The following is a 15,251-nucleotide window of genomic DNA, read 5'->3' as shown; positions in this document are numbered from 1 at the left end:
CCACCGCCCGCAGCAGACACTCCCCTGACACCCGTCACCCCCCGGAGGCCACCCATGCACAGACCCACCCCACTGGCGCTGATCACCCTCACCCTGATGACCGCCGCCCTGACCGGCACAGCCCACGCCGCCCCCAAGAAGATCAGCGGCTACGGCACCCTCGGCGTGACGAACGGCAAACCCGGCGGCACCTACACCCTCCCGCTCGGCGACAGCCCCCAGAGCCTGTTCTACTACGGCGTCATCGACAACAACCTCGGGCTGGTCTCGCAGCAACTGTTCGACGGCCTGCTGGAATTCAACCTCGCCACCTACAAACTCGAACCCGCCCTCGCCGAGAGCTACGCCGTCAGCAACGGCGGAAAAACCTACACCTTCAAACTCCGCCAGGGCGTCAAGTGGAGCGACGGGCAGACCTTCGACGCCGACGACGTGGTGTTCACGTACCGGAACATCATCATGAACCCCGAGGCCCGCGCCGGGGACGCCGCCAGCTTCAAACTCGACGGCAAGCAGATCGAGATCAGCCGCGTGAACCAGTACACCGTGAAATTCGACCTGCCGCGCCCCAGCCCCGCCTTCCTGCTGCAGATGCGCTCGTTCATCATGCCCAAGCACAAACTCCTGAAATTCTCGGAGGAAGGCGGCGCCAAACCCAGCGACATCAACGGCGCGTGGCCCACCAACGCCCCCGAGAGCGACGTGGTCGGCACCGGGCCGTTCAAACTGAGCAACTACACGGCCGGGCAGAAGGTCACGCTGGTCCGCAACCCCAACCACTGGAAGGTCGACGCGGCCGGCACCCGCCTCCCGTACCTCGACCGACTCGAATTCCTGATCATCCGTGACCCGCAGGCGCAGGTCGCGCAGTTCCTCGCCGGGAACCTCGACCAGCTGAACATCAGCGGCGCGCAGTTCCCCGACCTGAAGAGCAAGGAAGTCGCGGGCGCGCCCTTCAAGGTCATGCGCTCCACCGCCCTGTTCGGCAGTCCCCCCTTCGTCGCGTACAACTTCGACGCCAGGGACCCGGCGCTGGCCAAGGTGTTCAGCGACGTGCGTTTCCGCCGCGCCATGCAGGGCGCCCTGAACCGCGAACGCATCATCGACACCGTGTACAACGGACTGGCCAGCCTGCCCGGCCACGGCGTGGCGCCCATCAACAAGGAGTGGTACGCCAACACCAGACCCCAGCTGGGCAGCTTCAACGTGACGGCCGCCGGACAGGCGCTCGACGCCATGGGCCTGAAGAGCAAGAACAGCGCCGGCATCCGCCTGCTCCCGAACGGCAAACCCCTGGAATTCGACCTGACGTACGGCACCGACTCCAGCACCTACCCCGCCATGGCCACCATCATCCAGAGCGACTTCGCCAAGGTCGGCGTGAAAGTCAACCTGCGCGGCATCCTGAGCAGCAAACTGCTCTCCACCGGGCAGAGCGGCGACTGGGAAATGATCCTGCACGCCTTCGGGGACCAGCCCGACCCGGAACTCCGCAAACCCATCTGGCAGCCCGGCGGCGCCCTGTACTACTGGCACCGCAGCCTCCAGCCCGCCAGGGACGGCGACAAACCCAACCTCGCGAAGATGGCCGCCTGGGAAAAGGACATCTACGCCATATTCGACAAGGCCGCCACCACCACCAACGTCGGGGAACGTAAGGCGCTGTACACCCGCTGGCAACTGTTGTTCGCGCAGAACCTGCCCGTCACGCCCATCGCCAAACCCGAGAACATCGGCGCGGTCAGCAACAAGTACGGCAACTACGTGTACAACCTCGGCGTGATCCCCGGCTACAACCCCGTCACGCTGATCTACCAGAAGTAACCCCGACCGGCCGTACCCCCGACAGGCCGTACCCCTGACAGGCCGTACACCCGACAGGAAGGGACCGTGAGTGGAGCGCGCCGCCGCAGGTCGGGGGCCGCCCCACACACCCCTTCCACGCCTTCATTCCATCTTTCGGGAGTTCCACCCTTGATCCACCCAGCTCCAGTCCACCCGGCACCAGTCCACCCAGTTCCAGTCCACCCGGCCCTGCCCGGCCCGGCCCCGCGCCCTGCCCCCCGCTGCCCGGCCCGCCCATGCTGAGTTACACCATCCGGCGCATCCTGGGCATGATTCCCACGCTGCTGCTGATCAGCGTGGTGTGTTTCACCGTGATCAACCTGCAACCCGGTTCCTTCCTGGATCAGTACCTCGAAGACCCGCGCGTGACGAAAGAGACCGTGCAGAGCATCACGCGGCAACTGGGTCTGGATCAGCCGCTGTGGGTGCAGTACCTGACCTGGATGAAGGGAATCGTCACGCAGGGGGACTTCGGGTACTCGTTCGTCAACGGCCGCCCCGTCTCCAGCCTGATCTGGGAACGGCTGGGCTGGACGGTCTTCCTGGCCCTCCTGACCCTGCTGGTGTCCTGGGTGATCGCGGTGCCGCTGGGCATCTATACCGCCCTGAACCGCTACACGAAACGCAGCGCCGCCCTGAACTTCTTCGGGTACGTGAGCCTCGCCACGCCGGACTTCCTGGTGGCGCTGCTGCTGATCGCGCTGGTCCTGAAGTGGGGCGGGTCGAACGTGGGCGGCCTGTTCAGCCCGCAGTTCATCGACGCGCCCTGGAGCGCCGCGAAGGTGCTGGACCTGCTGAACCACCTGTGGATTCCCATGATCGCCATCGGCCTGGAGGGCGTGGCGGGCCTGATGCGGCAGATGCGGGCGTCCATGCTGGACGTGGTCGGGCAGGATTACGTGCGGACCGCGCGCGCCAAGGGCCTCGCGGAGCGGCGGGTGCTGTGGAAGCACGCGGTCCGTAACGCCGTGAACCCCCTGATCAGCCTCGCGGGCCTGAGCCTGCCCAGTCTGATCTCGGGCACGATCATCGCCAGCATCGTGCTGAACCTGCCGACCATCGGGCCGTTCCTGTACGACAGCCTGCTGAACAAGGACCAGTACGTCGCCATGACCCTGCTGCTGTTCAGTGCGCTGCTGCTGCTGATCGGGAACCTGCTGTCCGACCTGGCGCTGGCGTGGGCGGACCCGCGCGTGAGGTTCGAATGACGGCCGTCGCCGCGCCGCGCACGCCTGCCCGGCAGACGCCGCTGACCCTGGCGCTGCGCCGCTTCCGCCGGAACCGCGTGGGTGTGTTCAGCGCCTGGGTGCTGGCCGCCCTGTACGCCGTGGCCCTGCTGGCCGGGTTCCTCGCGCCGTACTCGATCACCGCGCAGCACGAGGAGTACTCCTTCCAGCGTCCCCAGCCCATTCACGTCGTGCATGACGGCAAACTGATGCGCCCCTTCGTGTACGGCTTCAGGAAGACGCGGGATCCGGTCACGTACCTCAGTACCTTCGCGCCCGACACCAGCCGCCCCCTGCCGATCCTGCTGTTCGTGCGGGGCGACGATCCGGCCGAATCCGCGTACAACTTCCTGGGTGTGTTCCGCAGCCAGTGGCACCTGTTCGGCGTGAAGGACGGCTATTACTTCCCACTCGGGACCGACAAGTTCGGCCGTGACCTGCTGTCGCGCATGCTGGTCGGCTCGCAGGTCAGCCTGACCGTCGGCGTGATCGGCATCCTGATCTCGTTCACCATCGGCATCGTGCTGGGCGGCGTCAGCGGGTACTTCGGCGGCTGGATCGACAACCTGATCCAGCGGCTCGTGGAGGTGCTGCTGTCCTTCCCGCGCCTCCCGATCCTGCTGGCGCTGTCCACCATCATTCCCGCCCGCTGGCCCAGCACCTGGGTGTACCTGGGGATCGTCGCCGTGCTGGCCCTGATCGGCTGGGCCGGACTGGCCCGCGTGATCCGCGGGCAGGTCATGAGTGCCCGCACCGTCGATTACGTGCAGGCCGCCCGCGCCATCGGCAGCAGCGACCTGCGCGTGATCCTGCGGCACATCATGCCGAACCTCAGTTCCTTCCTGATCGTCACCGCCACCCTGGCCCTGCCCGGCTACATCCTCGGCGAGAGCGCCCTGAGCTTCCTGGGCCTGGGCATCAAGGAACCCATGACCAGCTGGGGCCTGCTGCTCAAGGACGCGCAGAACTTCGAAACCCTGAACCTCTACCCCTGGCTGCTGCTGCCGGGCCTGCTGATCGTGATTTCCGTGCTGGCCTTCAACTTCCTGGGAGACGCCCTGCGGGACGCCGCCGACACCCAGAGCCGCTGAGCCCAGAGCTGCCCAGCAGGGCCGCATCTGAACGGCAGGCGTGCGGGAGGGTGGGGGAGTGGGCCGGCACACGTGGACGGCCCGCTCCCCCACCCTCCCGCTGTTCAGCCCTGGGTGGTGGCCCAGAGGGCGGCGGCGCTGAGGACGCCCAGGACGACGGCCGGGACGATGGGTTCCTTGCGGCGCACGTGAACGGCGGCGGCGCCGATCATGGTGAGGATCAGTCCGGCGGCGGCGACGGTGGACAGCCAGGGCAGGACGTTCAGGGCGCGCGGGAGGATCAGGCCCAGGGCGCCGAGTACCTCGAGCAGGCCGATGGTGCGGACGGTGCCCTGCGGGAAGTCGTTGACCCAGGGCATCTGTGGCGCGAGTTTCTCTTTGGGTTGCGTGAGTTTCATGCTGCCGGCGGCGAGGAAGGCGAGGGCGACGAGGCCGGTGATGATCCAGATGAAGATGTTCATGGGAGCTCCTTGGGAGTGGCGCAGGTGATCTCGTGTTGTGAACGAAACAGACGGAAGCCGTATCACTTGGCCTGAAAGTGGAGGTCTTCCTCCGCTTGAGTGAACAGTAGCATAAGTGGAGGATGTCGTCCACTTATTGGCCGGGCGCTATGCTGGGGGCGTGACCACCCCCGAGCCCACCCCCCTGCGCCGGGACGCCGAACGCAACCGCGCCCGCATCCTGAACGCCGCGCGCGAGGTCTTCACCGCCGACCCCGACGCCACCATGACCAGCGTCGCCCAGCACGCCGGGGTCGGCGTCGGCACCCTCTACCGCCGCTTCCCCACCCGCGAGGACCTCCTGACCGCCCTGTACCACGCCGACCACCGCGTCTACCAGGACATCCTCGACGAGGCCCTCGCGACTGCGGACCCCTGGACGGCCTTCTGTCAGTACCTGCAACGACTGTGCGAACACCAGGCCAGCGGCGGCATGCGCGGCGCACTGACCCTGACCCCCACCTTCAGCCGCCAGCTCGAAACGCAGCGCCAGCAACTCAGGAACGGCATGCAGACCCTGATCGAACGCGCCCAGCAGAGCGGCAGCCTGCGCCCCGACATCACCCCCGAGGACCTGCAACCCGTGATCATCGCCAGCGCCGCCGTCGTGACCGCCACCGCCCGCGTCAACCCACGCGCGTGGCGGCGCGCCCTGGCCCTGACCCTCGACGGCTTTCGCGCCGAGGGCGCCCACCCACTCCCGGAACCGCCCATGACCCAGCGCGAACTGTTCCGCGTGCAGCGCCGCCAGATGAACCCCGGCCCGCAGCCGTAACGCACCCGGCCGCCAACACACCCGGCCATCAACGCATCCGGCCACCCGGTCCGGCCTGTCACCCGGCCCGTGACGGAAGCTCCGGGCGGGTCCGGCGCGTATGGGTATCATGCGGACTCCGATTGAATGGCTTATAAAGCCGCTGGGTCCGAGCGGACTCGTCAAGCGGCACCGCAGAGCGAGCAGGTGCCGAAACGGCAGCCCGTATCAGCCCAAGCGGCTGTCCGGGTTCCGGGACGGCGTGCGGGTTTTTTCGCGCCGGGACAGGCCTCAACCTGCTAGCATGAACGCATGCTTCATTCAGGACTCACGTTTGTGAGTGCCGCTGCCCAGTCCGGCGACGGTCTGGGACTGGTCAACGCGGACGGCTCGCTGGGCGAGGTGAACGCCGCGCTGCGCCGACTGTGCGCGCATCTGCCCGGCGGGACGGCCCTGCGCCTGGCGGGTCTGCTGCACCCGGACGATCTTCAGACCCATCAGCGGGCCGTGTCGCAGGTGCTGACCGGGCAGCGTTCCAGCGTGACCTTCACGGCCCGTGTCCACCCGGACGTGCCGGGCGCGTGGGTGTCGGTCACGCTCTCGCATGTGCGTGCGTACCCGCAGGGTGACCCTGCAGCCCTGCTGATCGTCCGTGAAGCGCGCGAGCAGGCGCAGATTCAGGAGTTGCAGGACCAGCTGCGGGCCCTGAAGGCCGAGGCGGACCGCTGGCGCTTCGCCGTGAACGGCAGCCGTGACGGCGTGTGGGACTGGTACCCGCAGCAGCACAGCATCTTCGTTTCTTCCCGCTGGAAGGCGCTGCTGGGCTACCGCGACCACGAGTTCGACGCGACCGTGGAAGGCTGGCTGGACCTGATCCACCCGGACGACCGTCCCGGTCTGCTGCCCCGCTACCGGCAGCATGTGGCCCTGGAAACCGAGGCGTACGAGTTCGAGCACCGCATGCGCCACCGCAGCGGGCACTGGGTGTGGGTGCTGCTGCGCGGTCAGGTGTCCGCCTGGAACGAGGACGGCACGCCCGAACGCGTGACCGGCACGCTGCGCGACGTGACCACCCAGGTGACCGCGCAGCAGGACCTGCGCCGCACCCGCGACCACCTGCAGACGATCATGAACGCCGTACCCGGACTGATCGGGTACAAGGACCGCGACCTGCTGCACCAGTTCGGGAACGCCGCGTACCAGGACTGGTACGGGCACAGCCCCGAACGCATGCAGGGCCTGCACATCCGCGAGGTGATCGGCGAGGCCATGTACCGGCAGAACGAGGCGCACATGCGCGCCGCGCTCGACGGGCACGCGCAGCACTTCGAGCGGACCCTGACCGACCCGCACGGCCGCGAGCGTCACGCGCTGTTCTCGTACATTCCCGACGTGCAGGCCGACGGCGTTCACGGGTTCTTCGTGCTGGCCGTGGACATCACGGGGCGGCGCAACGCCGAACTGAACCTGCTGGAGGAACGCGAGTGGGCGCGCACCACCCTGAACTCCATCGGGGACGGCGTGATCACCACCGACCCGGCCGGGCAGGTGACGTTCATCAACCCGGTCGCGCAGGCCCTGACCGGCTGGTCCGGTGCCGCCGCGCACGGGCGGCACATCGGGCAGGTCATGCACCTGACCGACATGGTGACCGGCGACGCCATGCCCAACCCGCTGCTGCTGGCGCTGAAGGAACGCCGGGTGGTGGGGATGGCGCTCGACGCCACACTCGGCAGCCGCGACGGGCAGGTGCACGCCATCGCGGATTCGGCCGCGCCGATCGTGCGGCCCGACGGGACCGTGCTGGGCGGCGTGATCGTCTTCCATGACGTCACCCAGGCCCGCGCCATGGCGGCGCGCATGAGTCACCTCGCGCAGCACGACGCCCTGACTGACCTGCCCAACCGGGTGCTGCTGCACGACCGCATCCAGCAGGCGCTGGCCCGCTACCGCCGCAACGGCCGGCCGTTCGCGGTGGTGTTCATGGACCTCGATCACTTCAAGCACGTGAACGACTCGCTCGGGCATCACGTGGGCGACGAACTGCTGCGCGCCGTGGCCGCCCGCCTGACCGAACAGGTCCGCGAGACCGACACCGTCAGCCGTCAGGGCGGCGACGAGTTCGTGCTGCTGCTCACGGAACTCCGCACCGCCATGGACGTACGCGCCTTCACGGACCGCCTCGAGGCCAGTCTGGCCCGCCCGTACGAGGTGGCCGGGCAGACCCTGACCGTGTCGTTCAGCATCGGGATCGCCATGTGCCCCCACGACGGCGACGACGTGGACACCCTGCTGCGCCACGCGGACGCCGCCATGTACCAGGCCAAGGGCGCTGGCCGCAACCGCACGCATTTCTTCTCGCCGGACCTGCTGGCCAGCATCGAGTCCCGCCACCGACTGGTCGGGCAGTTGCGCGCCGCGCTGCGGGACGATGCGTTCACGCTGCACTACCAGCCGAAAGTGAACGCCGCGACCCGCGAACTGACGGGCGTGGAGGCCCTGCTGCGCTGGACGCTCCCGGACGGTCAGGCGGTGTCGCCCGCCGAGTTCATTCCGGTGGCCGAGGAGAGCGGCCTGATCGTCCCGCTCGGGGGGTGGGTGCTGCGCGAGGCGTGCGCGCAGGCCCGCGCGTGGCAACTCGCGCTGGGCCGCGCCGTGCCGGTCGCCGTGAACATCTCCGGGTTGCAGTTCACGCAGGCGGACTTCGTGGAGCAGGTCCGCGCGGCCCTGGAAGGCGCGCAGCTGGACCCGCACCTGCTGGAACTAGAGATCACTGAGAGCATGCTGGTCACGCAACCGCAGCAGGCCAGTGACCGCCTGCGTAGCCTGCGTGACCTGGGCGTCCGCCTGAGCATCGACGATTTCGGCACGGGCTTCTCCAGCCTCAGTTACCTGAAGCTCTTCCCGGTGGACATGCTCAAGATCGACCGGGCGTTCGTGCAGGACGTCACCACCGACCGCAACGACGTCGCCATCGTCGAGGCCGTCATCGGGATCGGGCAGGCCCTGAACCTGCAGGTGCTCGCCGAGGGCGTCGAGACGCCGCAGCAGGTGCAGACGCTGCTGAACCTGGGCTGCGCGGCCATGCAGGGCTACCACTTCGCGCGGCCCATGCCCGCCGCCCAGGCGCAGGCGTGGCTGACCGACTGGCCCGGAGCGAACGACAGCGGCCGCTGAAGCTGATACGGACTCCGATTGAACGGTCTTTGCAGCCCATTCAATCCGAGTCCGTGTCAGGAGGGGGGTGGGGCGTGCCGACGCGCGAGTTTCACCTCGTACATCCGGTGGTCACTCAGGTGCAGCAGTTCACCGGCCTTGTGCGCGTCGCGCGGGTACACGGCGGACCCGGAACTGGCGGTCGCGCCGGGGAAGCCCCGCCGGGCCACGGTGGCCTCGACGCGGGTCATGATCTCGCCCAGCATGGCCGGGCTCAGCGCGCCGCAGGCCAGTACCGCGAACTCGTCACCGCCGATCCGGTACGCGGGTCCCAGCGACTCGAACGATTCGTGCAGGGCCTGCGCGAAGCACTGCAGGTACGCGTCCCCGCGCGCGTGCCCGTGCCGGTCGTTGATGCCCTTGAGCCCGTCGAGATCCAGGGAGATCACCGTGAATTCCAGGTGCTCGCGGACGCTCTGATCCAGCCACTGCTCAAGCTTCAACTCGAAGGCCCGGCGGTTCCCGAGGCTGGTCAGACTGTCGGTCAGGGCCATGGTCTCCATGTGCGCGGCGAGCTGCACGGCCTCCTGGCGGGCCTGTTCCAGTTCGCGGGTCCGTTCGATCAGCAGTTGCTCGAACACATTCAGGACGTGATCGGCGTCCTCCTGCGTCAGGGCGATCAGGTCGTCGTCACTCAGCGTGTGGGCCGGGCGGGGTTCCAGCAGCAGTGGCAGGGCGATATCCACGATCAGCGGATCGAAGTGCGTGCCCCGCTGCCGCCGGATCTCCTCGGCGGCCTGCGCGGGCGTCCAGGCGGGCTTGTAGGGCCGCGTCTGCGTCAGCGCGTCGAACACGTCCGCGACCGCCACGATCCGCCCCGTGACGGGAATCTCGCTGCCGCGCAGCCCCGACGGGTACCCCGTGCCGTCCCAGCGCTCATGATGGGTGCGGGCGATCTCCTCGGCCATGCGCAGCAGTTCCGAACGGCCGCCGGACAGGATCCGCGCGCCGATCAGGGTGTGCGTCTGCATCTGCTGGTACTCGTCGGGTTCGAGGGTGCTGGTCTTGAGCAGGACGCTGTCGGGAATGCCGATCTTGCCCACGTCATGCAGGCGCGCGGCGATGCTCAGCACGCCCGCCTGCTCCGGCGGCCAGCCGAGCGCCAGGGCGATCAGGGCGGCCATCCGGCCGACGCGGCGGGTGTGGTCGCCGGTCGTGTCGTCGCGGTACTCGGCGGCCATCGCGAGCCGCGTGACGACCTCCTGCTGCGCCTGCGCGAGTTCCGCCGTGCGTTCACGGACCAGTTTCTCGGCCGTTTCACGCCCCTCGCGTTCAACCTCGGTCCGCACGCGGTACAGGTCGGTTTCGTAGCGGGCGCGCGTCACCTCGAACTGCACGCTGAGGTTCTGCGTGTGCCGGTCCCGCTCGGCGTTGAACAGTTCCCGCTCGATCCGCAGGGCCGCCTGACTGTGCGACAGGGCCAGTTCCAGTTCGCCGGTCGCGCGCAGCACGTCGGTCAGGCACTCGTGCGCCGTGCCTTCCTCCTTCAGGGACTGCACGTCCACCGCGTACCGCAGCGCGAGTTCCAGTTCCTCACGCGCCGCGCCCAGCTCACCCTGCCGGGCGTGCAGTTTCCCCAGTTGCAGCCGCGCCTCGAGTTCCGCCTGCCGCGACCCGCTCTGAACGGCCAGATTCAGGGCCTGCCGGATCACGCACGAGGCGCTGTCCAGCTCCCCGGTCTGCAGGTGCAGGGTGCCCAGGCCGTCCAGGGCGTGCATCTCGATCACCTGGAAACTGGCATTCCGGCTGAGTTCCAGTGCCAGTTGCAGCGAGGCGCGCGCCTCGTCGGTGCGGCCCAGTTCCAGCTGGAACATGCCCCGGTTCAGGCTGGCCATGGCCTGCATCCGCACGTCACGGGACTGCACGGCCGACTGGTACGCGGTGTCCATCACGCCGGTCGCGAGGTCGTTGTCGCCGTTGGCGCTGTGCACGTGCGCGAGGTTATGCAGGATCGGCGTTTCGAGTTTCAGGTTCACGGGCTGCGTCTGGTACAGCGCGTGCGCCCGCGTGAGGGTCGCGACGGCCTCCCCGTACTGCCCGAACCACATCTGGATGATGCCGAGGTTCGTCAGGCAGTGAATCTGCCCGGTCACGTCCCCTTCCTGTTCGCGCAGGTCCAGCGCCTCGTGCAGCAGGTTCAGCGCCCCTGTCACCTGCCCCTGCTGGTGCCGGACGACCGCGAGGTGATTGAGCGCCGCGGCCCGCAGACCCAGCGGCGCTCCCTGCCCGCTTGTCAGGCTCAGGGCCCCGGTCAGTTGCTCCTCGGCCTCCTGCAACTCCCCTGAGTCGAGCAGCAGTTTTCCCAGCGGCACGCGGGCCTCTGCTTCCAGGACCGGGTCGCGCAGGTCGCGGGTTTCGTCCGCGACGGCCCGCAGGGTCGCGGCCGCCTCCGGCAGGTGCGCGGCGGCGTGCTGCGCGCGGCCCAGCAGCAGCCGGGTGCGCAGCGCCGCCCAGTGGCTGCCGTCCTGCGCCCGGATGCCGTCCAGGCACGCCTGAGCGGCGACCACCGCCTGCGCCGGATCAGTCTCCAGCAGCGCCGTGATCGCCGCCCAGGTCGCATTCAGCGCCCCCTGACCCGTTTCGGGTGTCAGGGCAGAGGGCAGACTGGCCGCGTTCATGCCATCAGTCCAGCGTTTCTTTCAGGAAGGCGGGGAGGTCCAGGCGGCCCTTGTCGCCCAGCTTGTCCTTGTAGCTGGCGTTCAGGCCGTCCTTGTACACGTCCTGCGCCTTCTCGGTGATCTTCTTGGCGAGTTCGCTGGTCTTGGCACCCTCGGCGATGGCGAGGGCCAGGCTGCCCGTGACCATCGGGGCGGCCATGGACGTGCCGCTCCACGCGGCCATCTGACCGTCCGGGGCGGGCGCGTAGACGCTCTCGCCCGGCGCGACCATCTCGAGTTCACTGGCGTAGTTCGAGAAGCTGGACTTCACGTCGTTCAGGTCCACGCTGCCCACGCTGACCAGGCTGCTGTTCAGGCCCTTGCGGCGCGCGGCGGACGCGGGGTACGTGATGGGCGAGGTGTTCTCGTTCCCGGCCGAGGAGACCACCAGCACGCCGCTGGCCGCCGCGCGTTCCAGGGCGCGGTCCACGACCTTCGACGACTCGGTGCTGCCCAGGCTGAGGTTGATGACGTCCGCGCCGTGATCGATCGCCCAGTCGATGGCCTGCGCGACCATGACCACGTCGCCGGAACCGTCGGCGCCCAGCACCCGCAGCGGCATGATCTTCGCGGCCGGCGCGACCTGCAGCACGATCCCGGCGACGTTGGTGCCGTGCCCGTACGCGCCCTCGCCGAACACGCCTTCCTCCTGCGGAACCCCGTCGGTCGAGTAGAAGTCCTGCCAGGTGTTCGGGGCGCTCAGGGCGTCCTGGAAGGCCGGGTGTTGCAGGTCGATGCCGGAGTCGATCACGGCGACCGTCACGCCCGCACCCAGGCTGGGAGCGAGACGCTGGCCTTCTTCCAGGCCGATCTTCTGCCACAGGGCCGTGTTCTCGGGCAGCGCGGAGTACGTCCCGCCGGCCCACATGGAGATCTTGCCGCCCGCCCACATGGAGATCTTGCCCCCGGCCCACATGGAGATCTTGCCGCCCATGGTGGCGATCATGGTGCCGCTCCCACCGAAGGCGTTGCGGTTGTGTTCGACGTGCACGCTGCGCCCGCCGAGCGCACGCAGGCTCTGGGCGCCCAGCTGCCCGTTCACGGGGGCGTTCAGGCCGACGAGGGCGGTGCAGTCGCCCGGGGCGCAGTCGTTCCATTCCAGGACCGTGCCGCCCAGCGCGCGGGCGACGCTCTCGGGCGTGTCGCCCGCCTGAAGCGGCACGAGGGCCACCTGGCCGAAACGCTCCGCATTCACGGAGGCGGTGGGAACGGACTGGGTGCCGGTGCAGGCGGTCAGAAGGGTCAGGGTCAGCAGGCCGAGCAGGGAAACAGTACGGGTCACAGGGTCACTCCTTGAGCAGTCCGGACGGTCTCAGACTCTGCTCAGATTTTACGCATCAGTGTCTCACACGCTTCTGACAGGCATATGCCGAACTTTTCACACCCCCCCCATTTCCCCCCGTCGCCCCTCACGTGCGGGCCGGGCGTCCGGGCGCCGTCACCGGATCTTCACCCGGTAGCACACGGTGCCCTGCTCGCCCCCCGCGAGCGTGCCGATCACGACACTCAGGCGGCCCGGCGTGACACTCAGGCTGCCAGGGTCGGTGTCGGCAGCGCTCGTCAGGTTGTTGCTGTCCGTGCCGGGCGTGGCCGTCTGACCCGGCTGCGCCGCGACCCCCCGCACCCAGCGGACCCCCTGCCCCGGCAGGTACCCGTCCAGTTGCGGCGCCGTGAAGAACGGCACGGGATCGGTCATGACGACCTCACTGAGCGTCCCGACCCCCTGGTTGAGGTAATTGACGCAGTACTCGAGCACCTCGCCCACGCCGCCCGTACTGGCGTTCAGGCTGAACGCACCGCCCGCCGTGATGTTCCGCACGAGTTTACTGAGGTTCAGGCTGCCGCCCGTCCCGCCACTCTGCCCCACGATGGTCGTGTCGGTCAGCGTGGCCGTGCGGACCGTCCCGCCGACCGTCTGCCGCGCCCCCAGCGTCAGGACCTCCGTGACACCCTGCGCCAGTCCGGGCGGCACGAGCACCTGCACGAGCAGGTTCACGTCGGCCGGCGTGCCGTCCGGACGGGTGGGGAAACTGCCCGTGACGTTCAGCGTGCCCGTCGTCTGCCCGGCCGGAACGACCGCCTGATCGGCCGGGTCCACCTGCCCGTCGCCGTTCACGTCGTACCACAGCAGGTACGTCATGCGTGACCCGGCAGGCGGCGTCAGCGTGAACGTGACAGGTCCGGTCACGCCGGGCGTCAGGCGGTGCGGGTTGGTGACCGTGGCGGGACTCTGCGTGGTCCGCACGGCGCTGCTGACCAGCGCGAACGGCGCGACCGTCAGGTCGGCGGTGGCGCTGGCCGCGCCGTTCACGCCGGAATCCCGCACGCCGTCGTTGAAGGTCGCGGAGACCTGCGTGGGCTGAATCACGTTGGTGTACTTCCCGCTGGCCGTGGCCGCCCCCAGCGTGACCGGCAACGTGATGACGCAACTGCCCCCCGCTCCCAGCGTGCCGCCCGTCAACTTCAGCACCCCGCCCGCCACGCTGACCGACCCGCCACACGAGTTTCCGGTCACGGCGCCCAGCGTCAGGCCGGGCAGGCCGGTCGTTTCCGCGATCCGGTCCTCCAGCGTCAGGGTCGCGACCTTCGTGGGCGCCGAGTTCCCGTTCGTCAGGGTCACGCTCAGGACGGTCGTCTGACCGGGCAGCAGATTCGCCGGTGAGAACGTCTTACTGACCCGCACCGCGTCGTACAGCGTGGCTTTCGCCTCCTCCTGAATCACGTTCGCGCTGGTCACCACGGTACTGCCCAGAATGACGTTCTGGTACGTTCCGGGCACCGGGACCGTCACGTTCACCTGCAACACGCAGCCGCCCACCGGGATGTACGACCCGGCCTTGATCCGCAGTTCCGGCGGACTGTTACTCAACTGAATCTGCGCGTTCCCGCAGGTGCCGCTGGGGTTGGGGTTCGGCGCGAACGTCATCTGCGCCGGACTGCTGGGCAGGGGGTCCACGAGGTCCGTGTACAGCGCAATCGGGCCGCTGTTGTCGTTCCCAACCGTGATGGTCAGGCGGCTGATGCCCCCCGCACCCGTCAGGAACGGAGGATCGAACTCTTTTTTCAGGGTGGGCCGGGCGGGAACGACGTTACAGGACGCCAGGTCCGTGATGTTCTGCCCCTGATTGTAGATGCTGGTGGCCGCGCCGTCGGCGCCCATGCGGTACAGGTTGGTGCCGCTGGACAGGTAGAACGTCTCGGCGATGATCGTGGTGTTGCCCTGCACCCGGAACGGTTCGATGGCCATGCCGTTGAAGCCGCCGGTGGCGACGCCGCCCACCTTGATGGGCACGGGCGTCCCGGCGACCAGGGTGTCGCTGATGGGAATCAGGTGACTGCCGCTCGCGCCGCCGTTCAGGACACCCTCCACCAGGATGTACAGCTGGTTGTTCGCGCCGAGCACGATGTCACCGTTCGTGTTGGTGGCGGGTGTGAACCCGGACGGGAAGGTGATCTTCCTGGGTGCCTGCACCTGCGTGCCGGTGGCCGTGTTGAAGATCGACACCCACCCGAAACTGGAGTACACGTACATGTTCCCGGTTTCCTCGATGGCCGCGCCGATGATGAACCCGATGCCGGTTGCGTCTGTGTTGCTGCGCAGGTTGGTGTTCTGCGTGACTTTGGTCGTGACCCGGGTGGCCGGGTTGTAGCTCAGCAGCGTACCGGTGGTACGCTCCACGTAGTACAGCGCGCCGTTGACGGGGTTGATGGCGCTGGCGTTGTACTCGAGCGGCCCGGTCGTGCCCGTGACCTTGCTGTCGTCGATGGTGCCGTAATCGGAGACCGTTCCGGAGATGGTGTTCAGGAACTGGTGCTTGGAGGTCGCCCCGCTCGTGCCGGGCGCGGCCGTCGCGTAGATGGCCGTGCAGTAGCTCGCGGCGGCGGCGTGCCCGGTCACGGCGGTCAGCAGGGTCAGCAGGGCGCGCGTCAGGCGGCGCAGGGAGCGTGGGTGCTGCGGCATA

Annotated in this window: 9 protein-coding genes; 5 read left to right on the top strand and 4 right to left on the bottom strand. The window is 68.5% G+C overall.

Translation table 11 applies throughout. The features are described from left to right. Positions 1 to 54 precede the first annotated feature (54 nt). The 3 genes from IEY70_RS09890 (at position 55) to IEY70_RS09880 (ending at position 4,162) form a co-directional block, all read left to right on the top strand. Entirely contained in the window at positions 55 to 1,824 is a 1,770-nt protein-coding gene (locus tag IEY70_RS09890; RefSeq protein ID WP_189064845.1) for an ABC transporter substrate-binding protein, read from the top strand. Between the two features lie 257 nt (positions 1,825 to 2,081). After that, positions 2,082 to 3,053: an ABC transporter permease gene (locus IEY70_RS09885; RefSeq protein WP_189064844.1), complete on the top strand. Its 972-nt coding sequence runs from the start codon at positions 2,082 to 2,084 to the stop codon at positions 3,051 to 3,053. Then, positions 3,050 to 4,162 (top strand): ABC transporter permease, encoded by a 1,113-nt coding sequence (locus IEY70_RS09880; protein WP_189064843.1) that lies wholly within the window; start codon positions 3,050 to 3,052, stop codon positions 4,160 to 4,162. The genes IEY70_RS09885 and IEY70_RS09880 overlap by 4 nt, the downstream gene beginning before the upstream one ends. A 104-nt stretch (positions 4,163 to 4,266) precedes the next feature. On the opposite strand, the gene IEY70_RS09875 is transcribed toward IEY70_RS09880, so the two are convergent. After that, a complete protein-coding gene (locus IEY70_RS09875; RefSeq protein ID WP_189064842.1) occupies positions 4,267 to 4,623 on the bottom strand; it encodes a DoxX family protein in 357 nt (118 codons plus the stop codon). A 160-nt stretch (positions 4,624 to 4,783) separates the two neighbouring features. On the opposite strand from IEY70_RS09875, the gene IEY70_RS09870 reads away from it, so the two are divergent. Together IEY70_RS09870 and IEY70_RS09865 are read left to right on the top strand one after the other, a co-directional pair. Further along, positions 4,784 to 5,437, top strand: a complete 654-nt coding sequence (locus IEY70_RS09870) for a TetR/AcrR family transcriptional regulator (protein WP_189064841.1) — start codon at positions 4,784 to 4,786, stop codon at positions 5,435 to 5,437. A 291-nt stretch (positions 5,438 to 5,728) separates the two neighbouring features. Beyond that, entirely contained in the window at positions 5,729 to 8,593 is a 2,865-nt protein-coding gene (locus tag IEY70_RS09865; protein ID WP_189064840.1) for a sensor domain-containing protein, read from the top strand. 56 nt (positions 8,594 to 8,649) lie between these two features. Here the strand turns inward: IEY70_RS09865 and IEY70_RS09860 are convergent, their stop codons facing one another. The 3 genes from IEY70_RS09860 to IEY70_RS09850 all read right to left on the bottom strand — a co-directional run bounded on the left by IEY70_RS09860 (position 8,650) and on the right by IEY70_RS09850 (position 15,250). Next, the gene (locus IEY70_RS09860; RefSeq protein WP_189064839.1) at positions 8,650 to 11,250 is read right to left on the bottom strand and encodes an HD domain-containing phosphohydrolase; all 2,601 of its coding nucleotides are present in this window, start codon (positions 11,248 to 11,250) and stop codon (positions 8,650 to 8,652) included. Between the two features lie 4 nt (positions 11,251 to 11,254). Then, complete coding sequence (locus IEY70_RS09855) at positions 11,255 to 12,571, bottom strand: S8 family serine peptidase (protein WP_189064838.1); 1,317 nt, start codon at positions 12,569 to 12,571, stop codon at positions 11,255 to 11,257. 156 nt (positions 12,572 to 12,727) lie between these two features. Continuing rightward, entirely contained in the window at positions 12,728 to 15,250 is a 2,523-nt protein-coding gene (locus tag IEY70_RS09850) for a DUF7933 domain-containing protein (RefSeq protein ID WP_189064837.1), read from the bottom strand. Position 15,251: the final 1 nt, after the last annotated feature.

The organism is Deinococcus seoulensis (assembly GCF_014648115.1).
GTDB lineage: Bacteria > Deinococcota > Deinococci > Deinococcales > Deinococcaceae > Deinococcus > Deinococcus seoulensis.
This window is presented reverse-complemented; position numbering and strand designations above follow the sequence as displayed.

Bases quoted from the DNA above. Each gene is read 5' to 3' on its own strand.
- IEY70_RS09890 (WP_189064845.1), top strand. From the start codon at position 55: ATGCACAGACCCACCCCACTGGCGCTGATCACCCTCACCCTGATGACC.
- IEY70_RS09885 (WP_189064844.1), top strand. From the start codon at position 2,082: ATGCTGAGTTACACCATCCGGCGCATCCTGGGCATGATTCCCACGCTG.
- IEY70_RS09880 (WP_189064843.1), top strand. From the start codon at position 3,050: ATGACGGCCGTCGCCGCGCCGCGCACGCCTGCCCGGCAGACGCCGCTG.
- IEY70_RS09875 (WP_189064842.1), bottom strand. From the start codon at position 4,623: ATGAACATCTTCATCTGGATCATCACCGGCCTCGTCGCCCTCGCCTTC.
- IEY70_RS09865 (WP_189064840.1), top strand. From the start codon at position 5,729: ATGCTTCATTCAGGACTCACGTTTGTGAGTGCCGCTGCCCAGTCCGGC.
- IEY70_RS09860 (WP_189064839.1), bottom strand. From the start codon at position 11,250: ATGAACGCGGCCAGTCTGCCCTCTGCCCTGACACCCGAAACGGGTCAG.
- IEY70_RS09850 (WP_189064837.1), bottom strand. From the start codon at position 15,250: ATGCCGCAGCACCCACGCTCCCTGCGCCGCCTGACGCGCGCCCTGCTG.